We start from the raw sequence: 23,195 nt of genomic DNA on the forward strand, positions 1-23,195 counted from the left end.
CACGTCATCCTGTATACGCCTAATAAATCCTCCAAAAGTGAGCTCTTGTGCTAGTATTAGCTGCAAGCAACTGTGAATGGCTGTGGCTATAGCATTTAAATCTCATCGGGAATCAAGAAGGCGTAAACATGCTGTAAATCCGCTCCAGCGCCTCTTTGACTATGGACATCAGTATCGGCAACAAATCTGGCTGGCAACTACTTATTCTATTCTCAATAAAATTTTCGACTTGGCACCACCAGGTTTAATTGGCATTGCGGTGGATGTGGTAGTAAAACAGCAGGATTCTATTATTGCCAAGTTAGGGGTGAAGGATGTCTTTGGACAATTTTTGATTATTTCCTTGCTCACTGTTATCGTTTGGATACTAGAATCGATTTTTGAATATGCTTATGCTCGAATTTGGCGCAATTTGGCGCAGAATATTCAGCATAACTTGCGTTTGGATGCATACAAACATTTGCAAGATTTAGAATTGGCTTATTTTGAAGAACGCAGCACTGGCGGTTTAATGTCCATCCTCAGTGATGATATTAACCAATTAGAGCGGTTTTTGGATGTGGGCGCGAATGATATTATCCAAGTTGCCACAACCGTTGTAATTATTGGCAGTGCTTTCTTTATTTTAGCTCCCAGTGTGGCGTGGATGGCCATGTCGCCAATGCCATTTATTCTCTGGGGTTCGTTAGCTTATCAACGGTTACTTGCACCTCGCTATGCTGATGTGCGAGAAAAGGTAGGGTTTCTAAATTCACGTTTAGCAAATAATATCAGCGGTATTACTACTATTAAAAGTTTTACTGCGGAAACTTATGAAGCCTCACGGTTGGAAGTAGAAAGTCATGCTTATCGCCAAAGTAATGCTAAGGCAATTACTCTTTCTGCCGCCTTTGTTCCTTTAATTAGGATGCTGATTTTGGTGGGGTTTACCGCATTGCTACTGTATGGCGGTATGGCAGCAGTTGCGGGAAAGATGTCTGTAGGTACTTACAGTGTTTTGGTGTTTTTAATCCAGCGCTTGCTGTGGCCTTTAACAAGATTGGGTGAAACATTTGACCAATATCAACGGGCAATGGCTTCTACTAATCGAGTGATGGATTTATTGGATACTCCTATTGCTATTGATGCAGGAAATATTGATTTACCTGTGGATTTGGTGCGCGGTGCTGTGGAGTTTCACAATGTCACTTTTGCTTATAATGAGAGATTAGCAGTTGTTAAAAATCTATCTTTGGATATACCCGCCGGAAATACGATCGCCATCGTGGGTTCTACTGGTTCGGGTAAAAGCACTCTAGTTAAGCTTTTATTGCGGTTTTACGAGGTGCAAACGGGAAAAATCACTCTGGATGGTGTTGACTTACAAAAGCTGAATTTGCGGGATTTACGCCGCTGTATTGGCTTGGTGAGTCAGGATGTGTTTTTATTTCATGGTACGGTGGCAGATAATATTGCCTATGGCAGTTTTGAGGCTACAGAACCAGAAATTATCATGGCGGCTAAGGTGGCTGAGGCCCATGAATTTATTACCCGCTTGCCTCAAGGTTATGAGACAATTGTGGGGGAGCGGGGACAAAAGCTATCTGGTGGACAGAGACAACGGATTGCGATCGCACGGGCCGTTTTAAAAGATCCGCCAATTTTGATTTTAGACGAAGCTACCTCGGCGGTGGATAATGAAACAGAAGCGGCAATTCAGCGATCGCTTGAACGAATCACCGTCAATAGAACTACAATTGCGATCGCACATCGTCTTTCCACCATCCGTAATGCTGATTGCATTTATGTCATGGAACATGGAGAATTAGTAGAATCGGGAACCCATGAACAACTGCTAGAAAAAAATGGCATCTATACCAGTCTCTGGCGTGTACAGTCTGGTTTGAAATAAGCACTCACCACATCTAGTTTGCATAATGTGAATTATACATCTCTTGTAGGGTAGACGTCTCCTCTGCCCAGAATATACAAGTTAAATGTGGAACAGCTTAAAAGCACCTCAACCCCAACCAATTTTGAATTTTGAATTATTATGATGTTTGGTAGTACCCAGTCGGAAACAACAGAAAACAAGTGGCGTAGTCAATTAGATAGATTTGTCAAAGCAAATCAACCAGAATTAGCGGCGCTATTTTGGGCATTGTGGTTAGAAAATGGTAACTCTCAGGGTACTATCGGCATTGATTTACAACCCACACCACATTTTGTTTATTGTCCCCAAGAAGCGGTAGAAAAATTAAATAATAAAGTTGATAATCGACTTCAAGAAATTTTGGGAATTGTCGAGAATCATAAACCAGAAGTTGAAGTTATCATGATTGGCATTGGTAAGGGTGAAGTTAAGTTAATTCAGTTTGCACCAGAACCACCACCACCAATTTGTTTTGAGCAAATTGGTAAGGATATAGATGAGTTATTGGAATTGTTGGAACAGAGAATGAGTGAGCAAATTATTTTTTAACGCAGAGGTACGCTGAGGGAAGCGCAAAGGTGCGCCAAGGAGGTTGATTTGTGAATCTGATCAATAGTTAATTGGCTTTCCTGATTCAAAAGTTCAGCAAGAATAGACGAGCAAATTAGAAAATAAAAGGTGAGCATTACCCACCTTTTTTGTTTCTTAACCTATCGTCCCGACTCATCCAACCGCCGTTGCCATTCAGCATCAATTTGTGCAGAACGTTCAACTTCTTGATCAAGTAAATCAGTTTCGGTGGAGTAGGCTAAATCTTCCTTACCAATAACTTTTTCACCAGCAAACTGACGGGCGTAGTTAAGCTTCTGCTGTAAAGAAGAATCTGCGTTTGCTAATATCCTAGCTCGATCAAGGCGGTTGCGGTTGCGATCGCTAATTTTGCGATTGCGCCACTGAATCCAGAAATAACGCACTAAGGGTATACCCAAAAAACCTGCTCCGTAAGCCAATAGCAGCCAATAAATCCCTTGCACAAAAGCTACCAATCCACCTAATTGAGCAGCAACAGCGCCATCTCTCAACAAACTTCCCAATACTAACGCACCAACAAAATTGAGTACACCTAAGCCTGCACTCAACATAATCTGTCCTGAACTCGCTGCACTAAAACGCCAAGGAAATTCCTCTAGATATATTGATATTGACTGACGACGCTTTTTAGTTGCACTCACCTGCAACTCTGGGAAATAATAGACAATTTGCCCTTCAGGACTCACCGTCGGTTGCCCATTAAACCGCATCAGCACCGGCAGCATATAATCTTCGTACTCTTGTTGATATTTCTCGCCCAAATCATCCAGATAAGGAGCAATTTGTTCTGCTGCTACTGAACCACGGTTATTCCTAATCACAGCACCAATTTCTTGCCAGCGGCGTTCATCTAAGTTGACGTTAGGATTACCATCACCAAATAAAAACGAAAACACCGCCTCAAAGAAATTCAGATCGCTGCTTTCCCCCCTTTCCCGTCGGCGTTCCTGGTTGTTAGTCTCATAACCAGGGCTAAAATACCAGAATAAATCCGGGAAAAAGAAAAACCCACCACCACCGCCAGAATTACTACTCCTATTGTCCCCGTCGCGATCTGAATTAATAGCCGTAATAATGACCATGATGGTAACAGTTATTAGAGCGATAGAAACAATTAAGAAAACTCCAAAGGAAATGCGAATTAAATAAAATAGCACTCCCCAGACTTTTTTCCACCATTCCTGTACCCGCAACTGCAAGTATTTATTACGCAATATTCCCCGGAAATTCTGCGGAAATAGGTAGACAATATCACCTGATTCTGCTACCTGTAAATGTCCGCCAGCATCAGACGCCAAGGCTAATAAGCCCTGACTTGCTTCAGCTACATTTAATCCTGCTTGGCTTGCCACATCACCAACAGTGACTCGGTAGCCCAATTGTTCCACAGATCGCATGATGCTGGGATTGGGAGCCATTGCTCTCCCCTCCTGTTAAAATTCATTTTCCCTTTCTTAAGTATAAAGTTTGATTTTGGGCAACAGATCAAGACTGATTCAATAGTTCTCGGTTAAAACTCGATTTTAGGGCTTGGGGAACCCCTGCCCCCACTGGGGATCTACGATGTACACACAAATTATCCAATTACCCAAAAGCCCTCTAAAACCTCAAAGAGTCCTGACAAACATCCCTCTCCTTCAGAAGGAGAGGGACAGGCAAAGCAAAAGCATAACCAGGGTGAGGTTTTGTTTCTTCATAAATTGCATTGAGAGAGACTTGTGTATACACCATACCTCTGGGGATAGGGGGCAATGGGGGGAATTTTCTTTAGCTTTTCATCTAGACCTCCAGGAGACTCCCACCAAAACTGTACTCAGTTTGGTGGTGAGAGGAATGGAGGGTTAATTGCGAAACGTCCCCTGAGTAATTTTGTGCTAACGCACAAACAACGAGGGGGACAGTTGAGCAATTAACAAATATTTTGTTAGCCACTAGTTTGTGCATTGCGTTTTCTGATATGATTGGATGATTTTCAGCCTCATTGAAATGCAAACAATATCCGTGAAATGCAAGATTCAAGTCCCTGTAGAGTTGCGCTCTGAAGTAGACCGCACTTTGCTCTTATTTGCTGATGCTTGCAATCAGATATTGGAGATTGCAAAGCGTGAGAAATGTTGGAATACTACCAAGCTTCACCACAAAGTTTACAAGCAAATTCGTGAAGCCACGGGCATTAAAGCAAATCATGTCTGCCAAGCTATTCGCCGCGTGGTTAGTAACGCCAAAGCGGTTAAACAAGTCCACAAGTTTAGACCAACATCTATTAATTTGGATGCTCGGACTTTTCAATATATTGAGAACTTGCAAACTGTGGGCGTTACTTTGATGTGTGGTCGCAAAAAGTTCAAGTTGTTGATTGGTAATTACCAATTGGCACTGCTTAAAGGGCAAGTACCGACAGCAGCAACCTTGAATAAAACCAAACACGGCGACTACTACATCAATATCTGTGTTGACCTGCCTACCAACCCCACGGGAAAAACGCCCGTCTTGAAAAGTTCTGCGCCCGGAGACCGGGACGCACAGACTTTTCGCAAAGTAATTGGGGTCGATCTGGGTCGGCGCGACATAGCTACCACTTCTAATGGTGACTCTTGGAGTGGGAAGCAGATTCAAACTACTCGTGACCGATACAGTAAAGTCAGAGCTAATGTTCAAAGCAAACGCACGCGCAGTTCTAGAAAATTGTTGCGAAGGCTCTCTGGCAGAGAACAAAGGTTTCAGAAATGGTTGAATCACAATATCTCGAAGCAACTTGTTCAGGATGCCAAGCGAAGTAATTCTGCTTTGGCTTTTGAAGACTTGACCAATATCAGACAATCGCTCAATCAAAAACCTAGAAGTAAAACTGAACGTCGTAGAACTAATAATTGGGCTTTTTACCAATTACGGATATTTGTTGATTACAAAGCGAATATCGCTGGCGTTCCAGTTGTTTTTGTCCCACCTGCCTATACCAGTCAGACTTGTTCGCGGTGTCACCACATACACCCCGTTCAAGGTAAATCCTATCGTTCTCATAAGTCTTTCAAGTGTGGGCATTGTGGTTTTGACCATGATGCTGATATTAATGCTGCGTTGAATATTGCAGCTTTGGGGGTTTCCGTAAACAACCCTGAAGTTCCGGGGATTGCTTGCCTGTTGGAAGGAGAAGGTTTGCTTCCGACTAGTGGTGAAATCTGGGACAAAGCCTACTCCGCATTTGGTACTCCAAATCGGTGTAGGTAGTTTACCAATAACCGAAATTAATATTAACTGTTAGCCTTAGTCAAAATCTGGTTGCAACTAATCATCGGTTATATAACAGAAAATGTTATAATCGCTAATCACCAACTTTACCGCCTAAATTATGGTTCAGTACACTCTCGTTCAAAGTCCAGAAATTATCCTCACTGTTTCTGGCAAAGATTCAGCCAAAGCCCGTGAAAAAGCAATGGATCAGCTAATGGAGTTGATGGATGCAGGTAAGCTACCCACGGAACTAGAAGAAGGATTTAGTCCTCAACAATTAATTGAGGTGAAGGAAGCAACCATTGATAATACTAGCGGTGAGGATGCCATTACACAAGCTGTACAGGTTCTCAGCAACCTGGCCACACTCAAGCTGAAAGTTCAGGAATCCCGCGCTGAAGCATTAGAAATTCGCAAAGCGGTTGATGTTCTGTTCTCAGATCAATCAGTGACTGAAGAAGAAATTGCTCGCCTCAAAGAAGGTTTTAAAGTTCTCAAAAATTTTGCCCAAGCTAATATACGTTATCAAGAAGCACGAGCTAAAGCAGAACAGGCCAGACAAGTTTTAGATCAGGCTCTTAAATCACCTGAAAAATGAAATAGTAAGTCCTGGGTAAACTTACTGCATCCAAAGCAACAGAAAACTGGAATATTTCCCCTGCTGTGGTCATTTTAGCCTCCACTTCAAAAAATTAGCTGACCCATCTTTTAGTTGATAAAATGCCTAGGATGCCAAAAACGTTGGATAATGCCTTACTTCATTAGCAACAACGCCAATTAAATTCAACTGATTCAAAACTTCTGTAGCTTGAATCAGTTCATTTGGGGATACCTGACCAATGCGCCCCACCATAATAATCCCATGACATAAAGATGCCACAATCCTAGCATCAACCGTACCAAAAATAGCCGGAGCATCTATCAGCACTAGGTCATAGGTTTGCTCAAACAACTCAATCAATTCTTTCATTCGCCTAGAACTGAGCAAATTCACCGCATCTTCTGGTGTCGGGCCAGCAGTCAAAATATCAATATAGGGGTGAATCGGCTGAATGTACTCATGGAAGTGAGTATTTATCTCATCTATTAATAATAGAGATAGTCCCCAGTCATTAGAGATATTGAGGATTTTGTGCAGCTTAGGATACCGCAAGTTAGCATCAATCACTAATACCCGTCGATGCATATGGGCCGCACTAGCCCCAAGCCCCAGAGCCAAGGTTGTTTTGCCTTCCCCAGGTAATGCTGAAGTCAACATCAGGGACTTAAACGGCAAAGGATACTTTAATATTTGAATATTTTGATAAATTATATCCAGGGTTTCATGAACAGGCAAATCAGTACTAGCTTCTACCGTAGAGGCAACTTGGGTTCGCCACCCTTTCAAAGATAAGCTCTTAGTCCGCTTATTCGTACCACCCGACGCTAGTCTTGGCACTGACCCCAATAACGGTCGGTTCGTTAGCTTCTGTAAATCTTGTGCCGAAAAGATTACATTATTAAAAAGTCCCCAAATCAGGGCTGCTGCTATACCTAAAATCGGGCTAATTACTACTCCCACAAGTAATAGTAATAATCTACGGCTGCCCATGTAGATTCCCAAATCTGGCTCTTCTAACACTTGCCAATCAAAGCCTCCCTGAAGAATTTTTATCCCCAAAAACTGTTGTGATTGAAGCTGTTGCTCAAGTATTTTGCGATGAATTTCTACCTCTAACGCCAGACGGTTGTACTCTGCTATAAGGCTGGGAAATTTCTTTAGCTCAGAGCGGATTTGCTTTTCTGACTCAGCTAGATTCTGTTCGTTGTTAATTAGTCCAATGGCAATCGTCTGCACCTGAATTAACTGGTTCGCTAGTGGTTCTGCTACAGTACTGGTAGTGATAGCGTTGTTTCCCAACTCTTGCCGTAATAGTGCCAGTTGCGTTTGGCGCTGCTGCTTCAGTTTTGTTACCGTTGGATAGTCGTTGGTATAGCGCAGCTGCTCCTTAGCCAGAGACAGTTCCGTCTTTTGAATCTCATTTAGTAAGGCTTGGTAGCGGGTTGATTGACTCACATTAGAGGCAATTAGTGAGTTCTGGGGAGAAAATGCAATTGTTTCCTCTAAATCGTTGTACTGAGCCTGCAACTCTTGGATCTCTGCGCGAGTGGTTTCTCGCTGTTGTTGAACTTTGGCAAGAGATTCTAGCAAGATTCTACTTTGTACTTGCGGATCTAAAAAATTATGTTGCTTGCGAAACTGTTCCAAGTTTTTCTCACTTTGCCTCACCTCTTTTTGAATTTTCGGTAGGCGATTATTAACGAAAGCCAGTCCCTGATTCAACCGCCGCTGGCGTTGCTCGATGTTGTAGTCTTGGTAAACTTTTTGTAGGGCTTGCAGTACTCTTTTAGTTTTCACGGGATCATGATCTTTGAAGGAAACTTCAAATACTTGACTAAAAACCTGATCACTGCCTGATTTTTCTGCTACTTGGATCACTTCCAGAGATGTATTTTTGCCAGTTTGTTTTTTACCCTTAATATCTTCTACGGTTATATTTGGATAATTAGAACGTAGCAACTCTACAGCTTTTTGGATAAGCTGAGAACTCAGCATTAATTTAATCTGAGCATTGTTGTCAAGAACTAGAGAATTGGTGTCATTCAAATCGCCATTTGCCTGTTTTTGTGGCCGATTACTTAACCTTACCCCTTGAGCAAAATTGGAACTTACCAGTATCTGCATATAGCTCTGGTAAGTCGGTTTAGTAACAACAGCTAGCAGGCTCGTAACTGACATGACTACACAGGAAACACTCAAGATCAAAAAGCGTCGCTGAAACAAAATTGTAGATAGTTGTCTGATATCAACTCTGCCTTGTGCAGAGCTAGTAACGATTTTTTCTCGATTCAGACCAGTTTTAGCCACTATAAAAGTCCTCTAATATCAAAAAACTATATCTGGAAGCTAGTTGTGAGGAACCTTTTTTGAGATTTACTTGTGTTCAATGAATCAAGAGCAAAACCTCAAAAATTAGGCTTCCAGTTATGGCAGACCTACTTCACAGAATATTCCCCTCAGTAGATATGGCATTCTTATCAATTCATGCCTATATATCGCCCATCAGTATTGAGTTAACAACATTTTTAATTTTTTTTATTTTTTCTTTTTAAGCATAATTTAGGTTCCTGTGTTATGTTTCAAACAATTATTTTGAATATTTGGCGTATTTTCACCATGCTGTACTAAATGAGCCTTGAAGAAACTTGTGGCTCAATTGCAATTTGAAATAATAATGTTGAGGCTAAAATAAACCTATTAAAATAGTCAATGCTCTCGCTACATCTTTACAATATCCTTACTAGTTAAGGATTTGCCAGCTTGAAATAAGTTGTTATTTTTATACTATTATTTATTTTCGTATTGATCTAGTGTAATTGCTGCTAACAAGCCTAATAGGATGCTTAAAAATGTATTTTGTTAAATATTTAAATCTTCAATATCTAACTCCCTAACCACTTATATAGAAGGAAATGAGGATTTTTAACACCTCACTCAAGAGTAAGAGATAGGTTTTTAAGTAGTTTTTATTACCTGGCAAGCAACCTCTAATAATTTTAAATATATGGAGGAAAATTATGATAAATATGTATTTTTATACTAAAAAACTATAAAATTAGGGTCAAACTTTGACTGAGAGTTACTAGGAAAATTAAATATTTTATAAATTTATTGTTAGTGACAAATTTGTAGTTAAGCTGTTCCACATTTAACTTGTATATTCTGGTCAGGCGTTAGAGTAGCGGAGCGGCACGTAGTCCGAGGCCTACCCTACAATAAATGTAGAATTTCACATTATACAAACTAGATGTGGTGAGTGCTTAATAAGTTGACTGTGCCAATTTTAGATTTTGGATTTTGTATTTTGGATTATTTTTCGGTTCAAGCCCCGCCCTTTGTGGGCGGAACAAATCTAAAATCGTCAATCCAAAATCCCGAAGCTGCATCCCAAGAGTGGGTGTAGTCAATCCAAAATCGCAAATCTAAAATCCAAAATTGTTTGACTGGCTCTGAGATGAATAGTACATCACAGGTCTTAAGGGTGTATTTGTCCAGATTTGGTTAATAAATAGATTTTAGATTAGGGGTAGATGCAGTTATCAAAAATCTAGCTAATTCTCCTCAATCCTACTCATTTTTCTAGCTAGTCAAGCCAGTGCTTTAGATGGGAATGATTTACCTAAATATGGGGATAAAAAACCTGTCTTTCAGGGAAAGAGAATAGCGAGAGGATTGTATAAAACCGGGGATAGTAGGTTATTAAATGCCGATATTAATGGGTCATTTAATATTATCAGAAAAGTAATTCCTGATGTTTTTGACCAAGGAATAAAGGGTTTGCCGTTTAACCCTGTGGTGGTTGATCCACTACGAATGACTAGACTTTAAGACTTTGAGTAAGTTTGAGTAGGTTTGGTTGAGCGGTTAAAGCCATCTAATCTAAAATCAAAAATCTATAACTCAAACGCCTACTTTAGTTAACTCAACTTGCCGCCGCCTAGGTACGTCATAAACCATAAAGTCATGGGCCATGTCCGTGCGGGGAAAAATAGTACGGGCTTCCTGAAGTAGATCCTTTAGTTCTAGGGTATTTCCAGGAGCATAGCGGGGACTGAAATGAGTCATAATTAGTCGATGGGCCCCGGCGGCTAAAGCTGTTTGCGCTGCCATTGTGGTTGTGGAATGCAACCTTTGAAAGGCCATGTCTGCATCTTGATGGGCAAAAGTTGCCTCGTGAATTAACACATCCGCGTCTTGTGCCAATTCCACCGCCCCTTCACAATAAACTGTATCTGTACAATAGGAAATTTTACGCCCAATTTCTGTAGGGCCACACAATTCGCTGCCATTAATCACTCGTCCATCATCAAGGGTCACCGTTTCACCGCGCTTGAGTTGACCATAAAGACGACCGGCAGGAATTTGCAAGGCCTTGGCTTTTTCCACATCAAAGCGTCCTGTTCGGTCTTTTTCCTCTACGCGATAGCCAAAAGCTGTAATGCGGTGATGCAATAGACCACAGCTAACGGTGAACTCGTCGTCTTCGTAAATTACTCCTGGACGGTTGGTGTGAACCTTGATAGGGTAGGAAAAGTGGGTGTGGGAGTAACGTGAAGCAGCTTGCAGGTATTCATTTAAGCCAGATGGCCCATAGATATCAATTCGTTCCACATTTCCAGCTAAACCACAACTGGCAAGAAGTCCCATCAAGCCAAAAATGTGGTCACCGTGCATGTGGGTGATAAAAATTCGGCAGAGTTGGCTGCTTTTCAGGTCACTCCGCAAAAGCTGATGTTGGGTACCTTCGCCACAGTCAAATAACCACAGTTCTGCCCGTTGCGGTAATCTCAGGGCGACGCTGGAAACATTGCGCGATCGCGTGGGTACCCCGGAACTCGTCCCTAAGAATGTTATCTGCACAGCGTTCTTTAGCCTTCCTCTTGCTCAATAGTACGATCTATTCTCTATAGTGGTACGGTTGTTGAGCAAAATTATGTTTGGCAAGAAGCCACTTTTAAAGGCCCAACTGTACAACACCGAATGACCAATTTATGATTAATTAAGCTACTCATACATAATATTTCTAGAATATATGATATTTTTTACAATTTATGATTTAAAGTTAATAACTATTTTTATTTACAAAAGCTTGGCCTTCAATGGCAAAGCCTTGACAAATTTTTTCTGGCTTTCCTCCAAAAATTAGATTTTTTTGATTAAAATGTCTGTTAACTGCCTGCTTTTGTGTAGCTTTTCTAAATTGGCTAGGCTTTTTACCACACTTGCTACTACCCTTAAGAGTTGATCATTTGCGGCGGGTGTGAGAACTTGACTCATGGTATTGTACCACATAGCTGAGGGGCCATAGAGATTAGCTTTGAGGGGGCGATCGCTAGTGGCAGAGAGGATAGTTAAGAAAGTCAGTGGCTTGTGTACAACTTTTATTTCTGATCTGGCAACTAGGTTGTGATATCGGTGTTTACAGTGATAAATCTTGTGTAACTGCCAGAGATATCTTTTACCCATGGTTAAAACTGGCATCTTTCGCGGCCAGGATAACTTCATTATCCCAAAACCCTGTAATTGACGCGTATACTTATTTAGTTTTTTGGGTTTGAGGTCGGTGTCAAACTCATAGAGACTAAATTCTATCAGCAAGGCTTGTCCGTCAGGTAAAAACCAAGTAAAGCTTGGGTGAAGTGCGGCACTTGTTTCCAGATGGGTTACAGGGGCCAGTCTCCCTCGTCGGTTGCTTTGCACTCCCCTAACACCTGATGAGTCTGAATGTCCACTTGGAGGTTTTTGATCCCGTGGTGGCTGATATCCAGCTAAGGCAGTCTGAGTTATACCCAGAGTCATACTCAAAACACAACTTGTTAAAAGTCTGGGATCAAAAAGCTTGTGCAAGAGCCACTTGCTGTAAGTCATTATCTTTTTTCCTTCGCCATTGCACTGATAAAATCATAAAATTGTCCCTGAATAACCCTTGCTTGACTTTAGGCTCTTATAAATCATAATTTTCAATTTAAAAATCATGATTGAGTAACATTTTTTCTCAAAAATGCTACTAAATATATATGCTATTTATCCAAAATTTCTGCGTAAAGAAATTTGGCTAAATTCCTTGAATATCTTATATGTCTAATCCTGAGAAGATTTCAGTTTTTTATAAGATAAATAATATACTCTTAAGAGAATAAATTTTCGGTTGTTTGTGCTTGTTAGTAGTTTTTAACCATATTTATATCTTTGTTTATTTTGACTAAATGATGAGAAATAATAAAAATTTTCTTGAACTGAATAATAAAATATTTTTGAGTAAAACACAATCTAACTAAGGGGAGAATTTATCCAAAAAACTGCGTAATATATGGTTTTTATTACCACAAGTAAAACTTTACTAAAGGCCAGGATAATTCACAAAGAGTACCTCTAGGAGTAAGCGCGACTCGCCTAAATTTACCTTTAAGTTGTCGAGCTAAATTTCTAAACTGCTGTGTTCCCCGACCTTCTCTAGATGAGTTGACACCCAAACCATCATCTACAATACTTAGAGTGTACCAACCTTCAGATGAAGAACAAGTTACTTCCAAACGAGTTACTCCTGTGGCGTGTTTGCCGACATTGCATAAAGCCTCCTCAAGAAAGCGGCAGAGTCCTCGTTTTTGTTCAATACTCAAGCCTCGCTCATCTATAGGATCGAATGACCGGATTTTAACTCTAAGCTTTCTAAAGCAGGGAAAGTCTCGCTCTAAAACATGACTGTATACTTGATAGAGAACTTCGTGAAGAGGATCTTGCAAATTTAACTCTACACCTCTTCCCAAATAAAAGCTACTATCTTGAGATAGAGGTTTTTGCTGTAAAAATTCATGAATTCCCCGTAGGTCATGATTCATTTTTTCTAGCTCTTTTTCTAATTCTAAAAGCAATTTTTCAGATGGCAAATCTTGGTCTCGAATGCGCTTCAAAGATGATCCGAGAATTTGTAGTGGCCCATTGTGAATCGTTTCAAATGTATGATCGATGACAGCTTGGTGAGCTTTAATTCTAGAACGTAAAGCCTGATCATATTGATATAAAGCCGTCATTCCTACACCATTAAAAGTCAAAACTAGAATTGCTGGTATTAATGGAACCCAAAAGCCCCAAGTTAAAAATAAATAACTAATGGCTATTAGACTTGTGCTAGCAGTACCAACAGCCAAAAGATTTTTTAAAGGAGATTTAGTGAGTTTAGCTAAACAAATTCCCAAGGTACCCCAGCCTAATATCCACACATATTCCCACCCATCAGTCCAAGTATTTAAGAGTGATCTATTGTCAAGGGTTGCACTAATGATTTGGCTAATAGCATGAGCGTGGATTTCTACTCCATATACTTGCCCTGGGGCTGATTTGGTTGTAGATGGAATAGCAGAAGTAGTTGTGAAGTCTTTGCGACTAGGGGTAGTCATTCCAATAATCACAATGCGATCGCGTATCCACTCAGGCTGAAAATTCCCTGTTTTGATATTATTCAGAGATAAAGTTCGAAATCGCTCTCGACCACTACGAAAATTAAGTAGTACCTGAACACCTCCTGCATCGGTTCGTATATATCCCCCAGAATTTGGTAAAAACCGGGGTAATTCAGTATTACCAAACCGCATAGTAGCCTGATCACGCTTGCCATTTTCTAAGCTAATGCCTTCATGAGCTAAATAAATTTTTGCTAAAAGTAGAGACAATGCAAATTTGTATCCTTTAGGTGTTGGTGTTCCCAGCAGACAACGCCTTAACTTACCATCAGCATCAGGGATTTGATCTACAAAACCAACTTGTTCCGCAGGCAAGTCTGGTGGTGGATCAACTTTCACAGGTAATACTTTTTCAATAGCAATTAAATTTTTGATCTCCTTAATTGTGCTGATCAGTTCACCATGACCAGGCTCTACTGGTAAATCCCTAAATATATCTAGACCAATAACCCTAGGACTATAAGTTTGTACTTTTTTCAGCAAAAAAGCAATTTCTCTATCTGGTATGGGGTAGCTTTTTAAATTATGGATATCCTCTTCATTAATTCCCAAAATCAGAATTCGTTCATCTATAGTTTCAGGAGGACGTATATGGAGAAAACCATCAAAAGCTAACCACTCTAAAGATTGCATTAACCCAGTTAGCCGAATAATAATCACCAATACAATCACTGCAATTCCTGGGATTAAACCTACATACCATATAATAATTTCCTCTTTAATTTTTTTTAAAACTTCAGGCTGCATAAGCTTATTTCCTAATCTTGATGCTTTAGTCCTTAGTCTTTCAGTATTCATTAAATAAAATTAATATTCCTATTAATCAATTAATCCTTCTTTCCTCGCTCGTATTTCAGTTTGAATTCGGATATTTTTACCTTCTTCAGGATAAATGTTTAAAGCATCTTGCAGCTTACTCCAGTAATGACGCACCATCCGTTCAGATATACACATTCTTTCGGCAATTGTCTTATCTTGTAATCCTTCTTCAAATGCTAAAGTTAATACTCTGAGCCACTCTGGTTTAACCTCTAATCCAGAATAGATTCCCTTGATATCTTTTGTATGAGTTAATCCCTGTAGTGACCAATCAACTCTAGCTAACATTTCCTCTGTGGAAAGACTTTTGTCCACGACTGTAAAGCCTCCTTTATGAATATCAATATCAGGTCTAAGCCTCACCAGTGTTCTGATATGAGCGCTTTGGACAACAATATTTAGGTTAGGATGGTTTTTCATCAGAACTCTGAGAAATTGAACACCTATATCGGGGCGCGCTGTCACTTTAGAGCTTTCTGGAATTGAAAGATCCATAACCACGAGATCCGGCTGTGAACTTGTCAGTTGAGTTAGAGCTTTGTTAGCATTGATAGCAGTGAAAAATTCAGCCCCTGGATAGTGTTTTCGTAGCACATCTACTGTTCCACCTAAAACTGATTCATGGTCGTCAATTACCAGAATTTTTAGCAATGCTTTTTCGGGAAAAGCTAGTTTCATAATTAACAGCCTACTGATTGATTATGTAACTAACATCTTTTGCTTTTAATCTACGTCAATAAATCTGCTTCTATTTGATTGTATTACTTATAATTTATTAGTGATACGGCGTTTCATCCCTATAATTTATAACGTTTGCGTAGGCACCCGGAGAAGAAAATATTGTAAAGTTGTGAATGATACTTACTAGCAGCATTAGTAAATAACCTTGATGTTAAAAGCCACAAGTTTTAGCCAAGATATTTTCATTCTCTAATTTTAGAATGTGAAACAAGATTAAATACATGAACACCAAACTTTTTGATTATATTAAACTCTATACCTCGGTTTTATCAAACTAATATCGCTGGAGAAAAAAGAGTAGATATGCATATTATATATGCATATTTTTTCGATTTTAGATATATAAGATAAAAAAAATCGGATGGATAAAGCATAAAAAGGTTTTTCCAAATTAATAGTCTTTTTAAAGCCAAAAATTTGGCTATTTATGCTATCGCAATTTGCGAAAATTGCTGAGTAATAATAAATAATGATATTTATTTGATTTGGTTAGGAATAGCAAGATTTCCTATTTTACAAGAGAATAGAGATCCGTTTTCAGTAAAAAAGTTTCAATCTTACTTAGTAAGTACTCATGAATTAGTGACGATTCTTACATTTTTAGGACTGTTTTTTTTGATGAAAAATATCGACTTGAGCGTTCATAAGGTAATTTGCGAAAATTTATATCCTGTCTTTTGTTTATTATAAAATATAATGTCTTTATTGGAGATATTAGTTTCATTACTAGTAAAAATTGCTAGACCTGTCTTACTAAGATATAAATCAGGTCATTCTCAAATAGATGAAATACCTTCAAATCAAGCTTTTTCTTACTCAAATAACAAATCGGTAAATACTTTATAAGACATGGTATAAATTGCCTTGGTTTGAATAATCGCTGAGAGTTAATCGCCGCTTTATGGCTGCTCAACTGCCCATTTGTTAATACAATATCAGGAATTCACTAGCAGAATCATTTATACTTTATGCAAACTTGATTACCAGGTTTACAAATTTTGATTACATAATTATGTCAGTACTATTTCTGAAAAGTTCAAAAAAATAAAAATCCCTTGGATAGGATGTTGGAGAGATATCTGGCGTTATCAAATCGGTCAAGCTAACTTGATCTCAACCGGGTAAACAAAGACCCTATGGTTGTTTGTAGCGAAACCACAGGAGCGATGTAATTAGTCTCTCAACCCTTGTCGGTTCCTTGCTGAGGGCTAATCAACGGAAGATTATCCACCAGCCGATCGCAAATTGATGTCAGTTGCGCTGGGGTGCTAACTGGGCTTCGTGGCTGCGGCAGTTCGGTATTAGGCCAGTTGGGTAAATTATTACAAGGACATAGCAATGCTGGCATACCAACACTGCGTAAGGCTACTGGCATATCACAACGTCCGCAAGGGAGCATTTCCCATGCTGGTGTCAGCAGTTCGGCAATGGTTTCATGGGTACCTTCTAGGTAACAGTCACCACTTTCCGGTGAGAGAATTATCTGCCAGCACTGTTCAAACTCCTGGCTATAGCGATCGCCTTTTAGCACTTGTTGAGGCAAAAAGTTTGCTTGACCGTTGGCCGCTACAACTTTCTTCCCTAACTGAAACCAGTAGGCAAGATATCTTTTAACTTCTTGTTTGGTTGCCATAGCCTAATTTTAGATTTTAGTGGAGAAATTTTAGTTGTTGAATTTTGAATTTTGAATTAAGATATTTTTCCTGATAACGGTGAACCAAGAAGGCTGAGATTGAGAACATGGCCCCCAGTGACTAAATAGACGGCTTCACAGATCACACCTAATTGGCGCACTAAGGAACCCAGGCGATCGCGAAATGTTCTACCAAGAGGATAAGCTGGCACTACACCCCAACCTGTTTCTTCGGCTACGAATATCATATCAGCTGCGACCAACTGCACTGTTTCTAGCAACTCTGTCTGGGTCTTTTCCCAGGTCTGATGATCTTGATCTAGGAGATTAGCTACCCAAGTTCCCAAAGAATCTACCAAAAGGCAGGTATTGGGTTTGGCATCAGCCAGGGTAGCAGACAGTTCCATGGGTATCCACAGAGTTACCCAATCTTGGGGACGGCGTTTTTGGTGTTTTTGAATGCGTTGCTGCCACTCTTGATCATCTGGGTTGTCCCTAGCTGTGGCTACGTAAACAACTGCTTTCCCCGACTGCATGGCTAAAGTTTCTGCCCATTCACTTTTGCCTGATCGTGCTGGCCCTGTGACTAATATTACTTGGCTCATATTCATTGAAGATTACATTTGACAGCAGCTATTGTTCCCGCTATAGAATCAGAAAAAGTTTCTCAATATTTATTTGCTCTCTCAATAATCGCTTCTAAATCATTCAACACCATCAGGGATAGTAAACTTTAGGTTAATTTTATGAAAGCAGGCTTAAAACGCATTGAGGCAACTCTACATGATTTAGGGACTCGCAGCACTGCCCTGTCATCAGAAGCAGGTGATTCGACGAAGCGGCCTTTCTCTTTTCGGATCAGCATTGGCGCCGCTGAATCAACTGTTGGTACACCGACTCCATCTGATGAGGAAATCAAGACAGTTGACCTCACCACAGATCCCGCTAATTGTCCACCAGAACCGAATTTATTTCCCCATCATGACTCTGTGCAAACCTTTCCTGCACAAGAGAGCGGTAGCAAAACACCCAGCCTACCTAAGTTTAAAACTCCAAGCTTCAGTAGCCATCGTCACGGAGCAAATCCGGCCTTGGCAATGAATTTATTGCAAGAGATTCAGGATACAGTCGCCAATTGGCAAAGAGAACTGCAAAAAATCCTCCAGCAAATTCAAGATATTTATTTAGAAGGTCCGATTGTCAATGGCTGGTTAGAATCCAATCCCCAGGAAACAGAACCGGGAGGCACGGCAACACTGCGTCATGGGGAAGTTGAACGCCTCATGGATTACGTAGAAGAAATTTGCGGCAGCAATGGTGGGACAGTATCCTATCAATCGTCCCGGACTGGCTACCGTCTTTGTGGTTTGGATACTGCGGGTAAAGTCTGGTCGCGTCCTTGTCCCCCAGATCAGGTTCCCACTGTGAGTATGGCGATCGCTCGTTACCAAAAGTTACGCCAACTCTTGGGGCGCAAGCAATACCTAGAAACCCGTCTGGGGCAACTTGCTGAAACTCTCGTGGTTTTACACAGTCATATCCAACAAGCGTAAAGCTGAAAACGGTTATTTCCGAAAAACCTCGGTTGGTGGGTTGGAAATTTTTGTTTTAGATTAACAGGTAGTAGGCGATTATTAGACTGAAGATTTCATCTCAAATCCAAAATTTAAAATGCACAATCAACCCCATGCCAGAAACCCAAATCTCTGCCATTATCTGTACTCATAATCGAGATACCTATTTGGGTGCGGCGATTGATAGCCTTTTGGCCCAGGATTTTGCTGCTGACTTTGAAGTTGTGGTAGTAGATAACGGGTCTAGCGATCGCACCCGTGAAGTGGTAGAGCAAAGATCCTCTGATCCCCGCCTGAAGTATATCTTTGAACCCACCCTCGGTTTATCTGTGGCCCGCAACACTGGTGCTAGAGTTGCTAGTAGTGATCTTCTCGCCTATTTGGATGACGATGCCGTAGCCAGCCCTCGCTGGCTAGAAGTTTTATATTCTGCTTATCAAAATAATTCAAAAATAGCGATCGCAGGTGGCAAAGTTACTCTACTATGGCCCCAAGGAATTCAACAACCACCGTGGCTATCTCCCGGATTAGCCGGTAATTTGGGTGCTTATGATTTGGGAGACAGCATAGTCTACATTGATCAGCCAGGTTCCACCCCCAGAGGCTTGAATTACTCCATCCGCCGCATTTTCTTGGAAGAAATTGGGGGTTTTGATGTTCACCTTGGACGTGTGGGCAAAAACTTATTATCTAATGAAGAACTGCAAATGACCGAATTTGCCCTAGAGCGTGGTTGGCAAGTCGCTTATCTTCCCCAAGCTTTAGTCGCTCACAATGTGGCTCCAGAGCGTCTCTACCGCTCCTGGTTTTTAAACCGCGGCTGGTGGCAAGGTATCAGTGAGTGCTATCGGGAACAACTCGCCGGCAAAGCTGGTATTGCTCAATTGCCACGGGGCGGCGAAAGGTTTTTGCGTGGACTGTATAAAGCATTAAAATATTTTTCTGACCCAGCAGAACGCTTTGATAAGCTTGTTTATGCCTACGGTCAGATTGGTTACTTAAACGCTGCTATTCAAGGTCTTCTATCTACAGCCAAGAAAAAATAAAAAATTACAACTTATATGTCATCAAAAATATCAGTTTCCGTACTCATTCCCGGAAAAAACGAAGAAGCAAATTTACCTGCTTGCCTCACCAGTCTCCAAAATGCAGATGAAGTCTTTCTGGTAGATTCTCAAAGTAGCGACAGGAGCGTCGAAATTGCCGAGAGCTACGGGGCAAATGTCGTGCAATTTAATTTTAATGGTTGCTGGCCAAAAAAGAAAAATTGGTCATTAGATAACATTCCTTTCCGCAATGAATGGGTGCTAATTGTAGATTGTGATGAACGCATCCCCCCCGAACTTTGGGAAGAAATTAATCAAGTAATTAGCAATGATGAATATGCCGGTTACTACCTCAACCGCCGGGTATTTTTCTTAGGCAAATGGATTCGCCACGGTGGTAAATATCCCGATTGGAATTTACGTTTGTTTAAACATCAACAAGGCCGCTACGAAAACCTCAATACAGAAGATATTCCCAATACTGGTGACAATGAAGTTCACGAACACGTTATTTTACAGGGGAAAGTTGGGTATCTCAAAAATGATATGCTCCACGAAGATTTCCGCAACCTATATCACTGGTTAGAACGACATAACCGGTATTCTAACTGGGAAGCCCGTGTTTATTTGAATTTGCTGACAAATAAAGATGATAGTGGCACTATTGGCGCTAATTTATTTGGTGATGCGGTGCAACGCAAGCGATTTCTCAAAAAAGTGTGGGTACGCCTACCTTTTAAACCATTATTGCGGTTTGTTTTGTTCTATATTATTCAGCGCGGTTTTTTGGATGGCAAAGCTGGATATATCTATGGACGGTTACTTAGTCAATATGAATATCAAATTGGGGTTAAAGTTTACGAATTACGCAGTTGTGGTGGTCAGTTAAATACTGCAATCAACCCTAAATCTGCTGCATCATCCCTGAATCAGGAAATTGAGCAAAGAGCAACTTAGAAAAAACTGACCAATCACCAATGACTAATGACCAATGACTAATGACCAATGACCAATGACCAATGACCCATGACCAATGACCCATGACCAATGACTAATGACCAATGACTAATGACCAATGACCAATGACTAATGACCAATGACTAATGACTAATGACCAATGACTAATGACTAATGATGAACCTTTTGTAGATTTACGCAAGTATGACCAATCTTGGTTTGAGCGAGGGCGTCCAGGTTGGTATATTTTATTATGGTGGTTGGTGCAGGCGATCATCTTTCCCCTGACTCCTCAACCGCTAAATATTCTGCGTTGTGCCCTGCTGCGTCTATTTGGCGCTCATATCGGCAAAGGTGTACTTATTCGACCCACAGCCCGCTTTACTTACCCTTGGAAAATAACCATTGGTGACTACAGTTGGATTGGAGATGACGTAGTTTTATACAGCCTTGATCAGATCGATATCGGTACACACTGCGTAATTTCTCAAGAAACTTATTTATGTACTGGTAGCCACGATATCAAAGACCCTGCCTTTGGGTTGAAAACAGGCAAGATCACCATCGGCAATGGGGCATGGGTGGCGGCATATTGTTTCCTAGGGCCAGGAGTGCAAATCGGGGCTAACGCTGTGATTGGCGCTCGTAGTACTGTTTTTACTTCTATGGCCTCTGGGCAGGTTTGTTGGGGAAACCCCTGCCGTACCCAGTATCCGAGACTGAAACAATAGACATCTCCGACAAAGAATAATGTCTAGACTTGTCTAGGATTTATATAGCAGTTAAGGCTTTCCAGGGAAAACTGGTTTCGCTACTACATCGTCAAATTGGAAGCCCGCCAACAAATCTTGCCATTGTGCCAGAAGTGCTACATCCTGGGGATATTGCTGGCGCAGTTGTACTAGAGTTGTTAATGCTTCATGCCATATTCCATTTTGGGCGTATATGGCAACTTGCTGTTGAGGTGTTGCTGTTTTTAGCTTTTGGGCAACTTCTTGACTGAGGTTGACCCGTTGAATTACTCCTTCAACATATACATAAACTGGCAGCGATTCCTTTTTTTGGTTACAGTCTACTGTTAAAAACCAACGGTATTGTTTGCCCAGTGCTAACGGAGAAGTATTAGCAGGCAGAGAAACGGGGATGATTTCTGGCTGATCTGGTAGAGCGATCGCCACTTTTTGGTATACAGAGTCATCTTGCTCATCTTGTAACACAAATTCAGTTACATAGCCAGAGTCCTTGGTATATGGCACATAGAACCACCAGGTTGGGCGTTCTACAGTCGTTAATCCCCAAACATTTGTTACGGTCTTGGGTTCCTTCCGTTCCTGAGTAAAGGGCACTAGTGCAGTGAGTTCAGGTTTGACCCTTAGACACTCACCTCGCTTGGCTCCTCCACGGGCACGCCCACCAGGAGGCGGGCCTGGCGGGAGTTGGGGTAAATTAAAGTTGACGGTTTGAGCCGAAACCGCTTTACCTTGAGTGCGATCGCCTAGTGAGGTTGGTTTCGCTAAAACCGAACACAGGCTACCCAGTAAGGTGGTACAACTCAGCGCTACTACTAAAAACAGTTTTATTGGCCGTGAACTTAGCTTCATAAAAATCTTCTCTGCCCCATACAAATATTTGCAAATTAAAAATAAAATTTTGGCCCAGCCTGTTTAGTTGATTAAAGAATCTCAGTGTCTTTAGACCTGAGAGTGTCAATTACCTTAGATATTTCAGCTTTTGAATTTTGAATTGACATCAAGCCAACTGTTCCTAGCAGCGCTAAAGCTGATGGCACATAAGGCACCCAAGTACCGCGCATTAATAGACTAAAACAGAGTAAATACAAAACGCCAGAGGATACACCAAGGGCCAAAGCCACTTTAGGGAAGGAACGCCAATACCAAACAAACAGTACTCCCGTTAGAGACCAGCTCCATATCCAAACCACCTCAATCCAGGGTGACCAAATTCGCAGCAACGGACGCTTATCCAGGACGGCACTGAGGATCTGGCTGACCATTTGCGCTTGTACCAGCACCCCAGGCATTTGCTCATCTAAGAAAGCACCGTAGGGCGTAGACCAGGTGTCGGGAAAATCACCCTTTGCTGTTACACCGACCAAAACAATCCGGTCTTTGATGGCACTTGGGTTAACGCGACCAGTTAAAAATTGCGTTAGTGTCACCTGTTCCGCTATCTGCTTTGAGGAACGATAATTGAGTAAGATTTGTCCATTGGCCGCGATTTGATAACCGCCAGGACGAGTCTTAAGAGAGGAAAAAACGGTATTACCCAGCTGTAAATCACCTTTGGGAGTGAAGCGAGGTGTAATTCCTTGATTCCATAGATAGCGGAATGCCAGTTGTGTACTGAGAGCATAGGGGGCAGAACACAAGGAGGCAGCCTCTTGGTTCATGAATAGAAGATGGCGACGTACAACCCCATCATTGTCGTGAACGAAGTCACTGAATCCCAGGTTTTCTTGCTTAATTTCTGGTGGTGGCTGAATGCCTTTAACCTTGTTTGTGGTATTGGTAAACTTCTCTGATTTTATAGACAGACATTACCAAATATAGATAAATGTATTAAGATAGTTGTCAAGGTTTAGAACAACAAATATGAAACTATCAGATTAT

Annotated in this window: 18 protein-coding genes; 8 read left to right on the plus strand and 10 right to left on the minus strand. The window is 41.0% G+C overall.

Annotation, left to right across the window (positions count from 1 at the left end; genetic code table 11):
• Window positions 1-76: 76 nt before the first annotated feature.
• Together H6G32_RS14475 and ccmS are read left to right on the plus strand one after the other, a co-directional pair.
• On the plus strand, window positions 77-1,891 hold the full coding sequence (locus H6G32_RS14475) for an ABC transporter ATP-binding protein (RefSeq protein WP_190459409.1): 1,815 nt from the start codon (window positions 77-79) through the stop codon (window positions 1,889-1,891).
• A 141-nt stretch (window positions 1,892-2,032) separates the two neighbouring features.
• Window positions 2,033-2,461, plus strand: a complete 429-nt coding sequence (gene ccmS / locus H6G32_RS14480) for a beta-carboxysome assembly chaperone CcmS (protein WP_190459411.1) — start codon at window positions 2,033-2,035, stop codon at window positions 2,459-2,461.
• A 161-nt stretch (window positions 2,462-2,622) separates the two neighbouring features.
• Here the strand turns inward: ccmS and H6G32_RS14485 are convergent, their stop codons facing one another.
• A complete protein-coding gene (locus H6G32_RS14485) occupies window positions 2,623-3,921 on the minus strand; it encodes a hypothetical protein (protein WP_190459413.1) in 1,299 nt (432 codons plus the stop codon).
• Window positions 3,922-4,504: 583 nt separating this feature from the next.
• Here H6G32_RS14485 and H6G32_RS14490 point away from each other — a divergent pair.
• Window positions 4,505-5,731, plus strand: coding sequence for an RNA-guided endonuclease InsQ/TnpB family protein (locus H6G32_RS14490; RefSeq protein ID WP_309232602.1), 1,227 nt, complete (start codon window positions 4,505-4,507; stop codon window positions 5,729-5,731).
• 121 nt (window positions 5,732-5,852) lie between these two features.
• A complete protein-coding gene (locus H6G32_RS14495) occupies window positions 5,853-6,332 on the plus strand; it encodes a hypothetical protein (RefSeq protein ID WP_190459418.1) in 480 nt (159 codons plus the stop codon).
• 126 nt (window positions 6,333-6,458) lie between these two features.
• Here H6G32_RS14495 and H6G32_RS14500 read toward each other — a convergent pair whose 3' ends face one another.
• From H6G32_RS14500 to cobU, 7 genes are all read right to left on the minus strand, one after another.
• Window positions 6,459-8,642 (minus strand): GumC family protein, encoded by a 2,184-nt coding sequence (locus H6G32_RS14500; RefSeq protein ID WP_190459420.1) that lies wholly within the window; start codon window positions 8,640-8,642, stop codon window positions 6,459-6,461.
• A gap of 1,593 nt (window positions 8,643-10,235) precedes the next feature.
• On the minus strand, window positions 10,236-11,195 hold the full coding sequence (locus H6G32_RS14505) for a ribonuclease Z (RefSeq protein WP_190459423.1): 960 nt from the start codon (window positions 11,193-11,195) through the stop codon (window positions 10,236-10,238).
• A 282-nt stretch (window positions 11,196-11,477) separates the two neighbouring features.
• Complete coding sequence (locus H6G32_RS14510; RefSeq protein WP_190459425.1) at window positions 11,478-12,203, minus strand: DUF928 domain-containing protein; 726 nt, start codon at window positions 12,201-12,203, stop codon at window positions 11,478-11,480.
• Window positions 12,204-12,655: 452 nt separating this feature from the next.
• Window positions 12,656-14,542 (minus strand): CHASE2 domain-containing protein, encoded by a 1,887-nt coding sequence (locus H6G32_RS14515; RefSeq protein ID WP_190459426.1) that lies wholly within the window; start codon window positions 14,540-14,542, stop codon window positions 12,656-12,658.
• Window positions 14,543-14,614: 72 nt separating this feature from the next.
• Window positions 14,615-15,292 carry a response regulator gene (locus H6G32_RS14520; protein ID WP_190459428.1) on the minus strand — a complete coding sequence of 226 codons (678 nt, stop codon included), beginning with the start codon at window positions 15,290-15,292 and terminating at the stop codon, window positions 14,615-14,617.
• A 1,243-nt stretch (window positions 15,293-16,535) separates the two neighbouring features.
• Window positions 16,536-16,988 carry a hypothetical protein gene (locus H6G32_RS14525; protein ID WP_190459430.1) on the minus strand — a complete coding sequence of 151 codons (453 nt, stop codon included), beginning with the start codon at window positions 16,986-16,988 and terminating at the stop codon, window positions 16,536-16,538.
• A 56-nt stretch (window positions 16,989-17,044) separates the two neighbouring features.
• Entirely contained in the window at window positions 17,045-17,593 is a 549-nt protein-coding gene (gene cobU, locus H6G32_RS14530) for a bifunctional adenosylcobinamide kinase/adenosylcobinamide-phosphate guanylyltransferase (RefSeq protein ID WP_190459432.1), read from the minus strand.
• A 141-nt stretch (window positions 17,594-17,734) separates the two neighbouring features.
• On the opposite strand from cobU, the gene H6G32_RS14535 reads away from it, so the two are divergent.
• The 4 genes from H6G32_RS14535 to hpsU all read left to right on the plus strand — a co-directional run bounded on the left by H6G32_RS14535 (window position 17,735) and on the right by hpsU (window position 21,296).
• Window positions 17,735-18,541 (plus strand): hypothetical protein, encoded by an 807-nt coding sequence (locus H6G32_RS14535; RefSeq protein WP_190459435.1) that lies wholly within the window; start codon window positions 17,735-17,737, stop codon window positions 18,539-18,541.
• 134 nt (window positions 18,542-18,675) lie between these two features.
• Window positions 18,676-19,608, plus strand: a complete 933-nt coding sequence (locus H6G32_RS14540) for a glycosyltransferase family 2 protein (protein WP_190459437.1) — start codon at window positions 18,676-18,678, stop codon at window positions 19,606-19,608.
• Window positions 19,609-19,623: 15 nt separating this feature from the next.
• A complete protein-coding gene (locus H6G32_RS14545; RefSeq protein ID WP_190459439.1) occupies window positions 19,624-20,565 on the plus strand; it encodes a glycosyltransferase family 2 protein in 942 nt (313 codons plus the stop codon).
• A 167-nt stretch (window positions 20,566-20,732) separates the two neighbouring features.
• Window positions 20,733-21,296 (plus strand): hormogonium polysaccharide biosynthesis acetyltransferase HpsU, encoded by a 564-nt coding sequence (gene hpsU / locus H6G32_RS14550; protein WP_190459442.1) that lies wholly within the window; start codon window positions 20,733-20,735, stop codon window positions 21,294-21,296.
• A gap of 51 nt (window positions 21,297-21,347) precedes the next feature.
• Here the strand turns inward: hpsU and H6G32_RS14555 are convergent, their stop codons facing one another.
• Window positions 21,348-22,166 (minus strand): DUF928 domain-containing protein, encoded by an 819-nt coding sequence (locus H6G32_RS14555; protein WP_190459444.1) that lies wholly within the window; start codon window positions 22,164-22,166, stop codon window positions 21,348-21,350.
• A gap of 71 nt (window positions 22,167-22,237) precedes the next feature.
• Window positions 22,238-23,119 carry a CHASE2 domain-containing protein gene (locus H6G32_RS14560; protein WP_375539801.1) on the minus strand — a complete coding sequence of 294 codons (882 nt, stop codon included), beginning with the start codon at window positions 23,117-23,119 and terminating at the stop codon, window positions 22,238-22,240.
• Between the last annotated feature and the right edge of the window lie 76 nt (window positions 23,120-23,195).

The sequence above is a fragment of the Cylindrospermum sp. FACHB-282 genome (assembly GCF_014697195.1).
Lineage (GTDB): Bacteria > Cyanobacteriota > Cyanobacteriia > Cyanobacteriales > Nostocaceae > Cylindrospermum.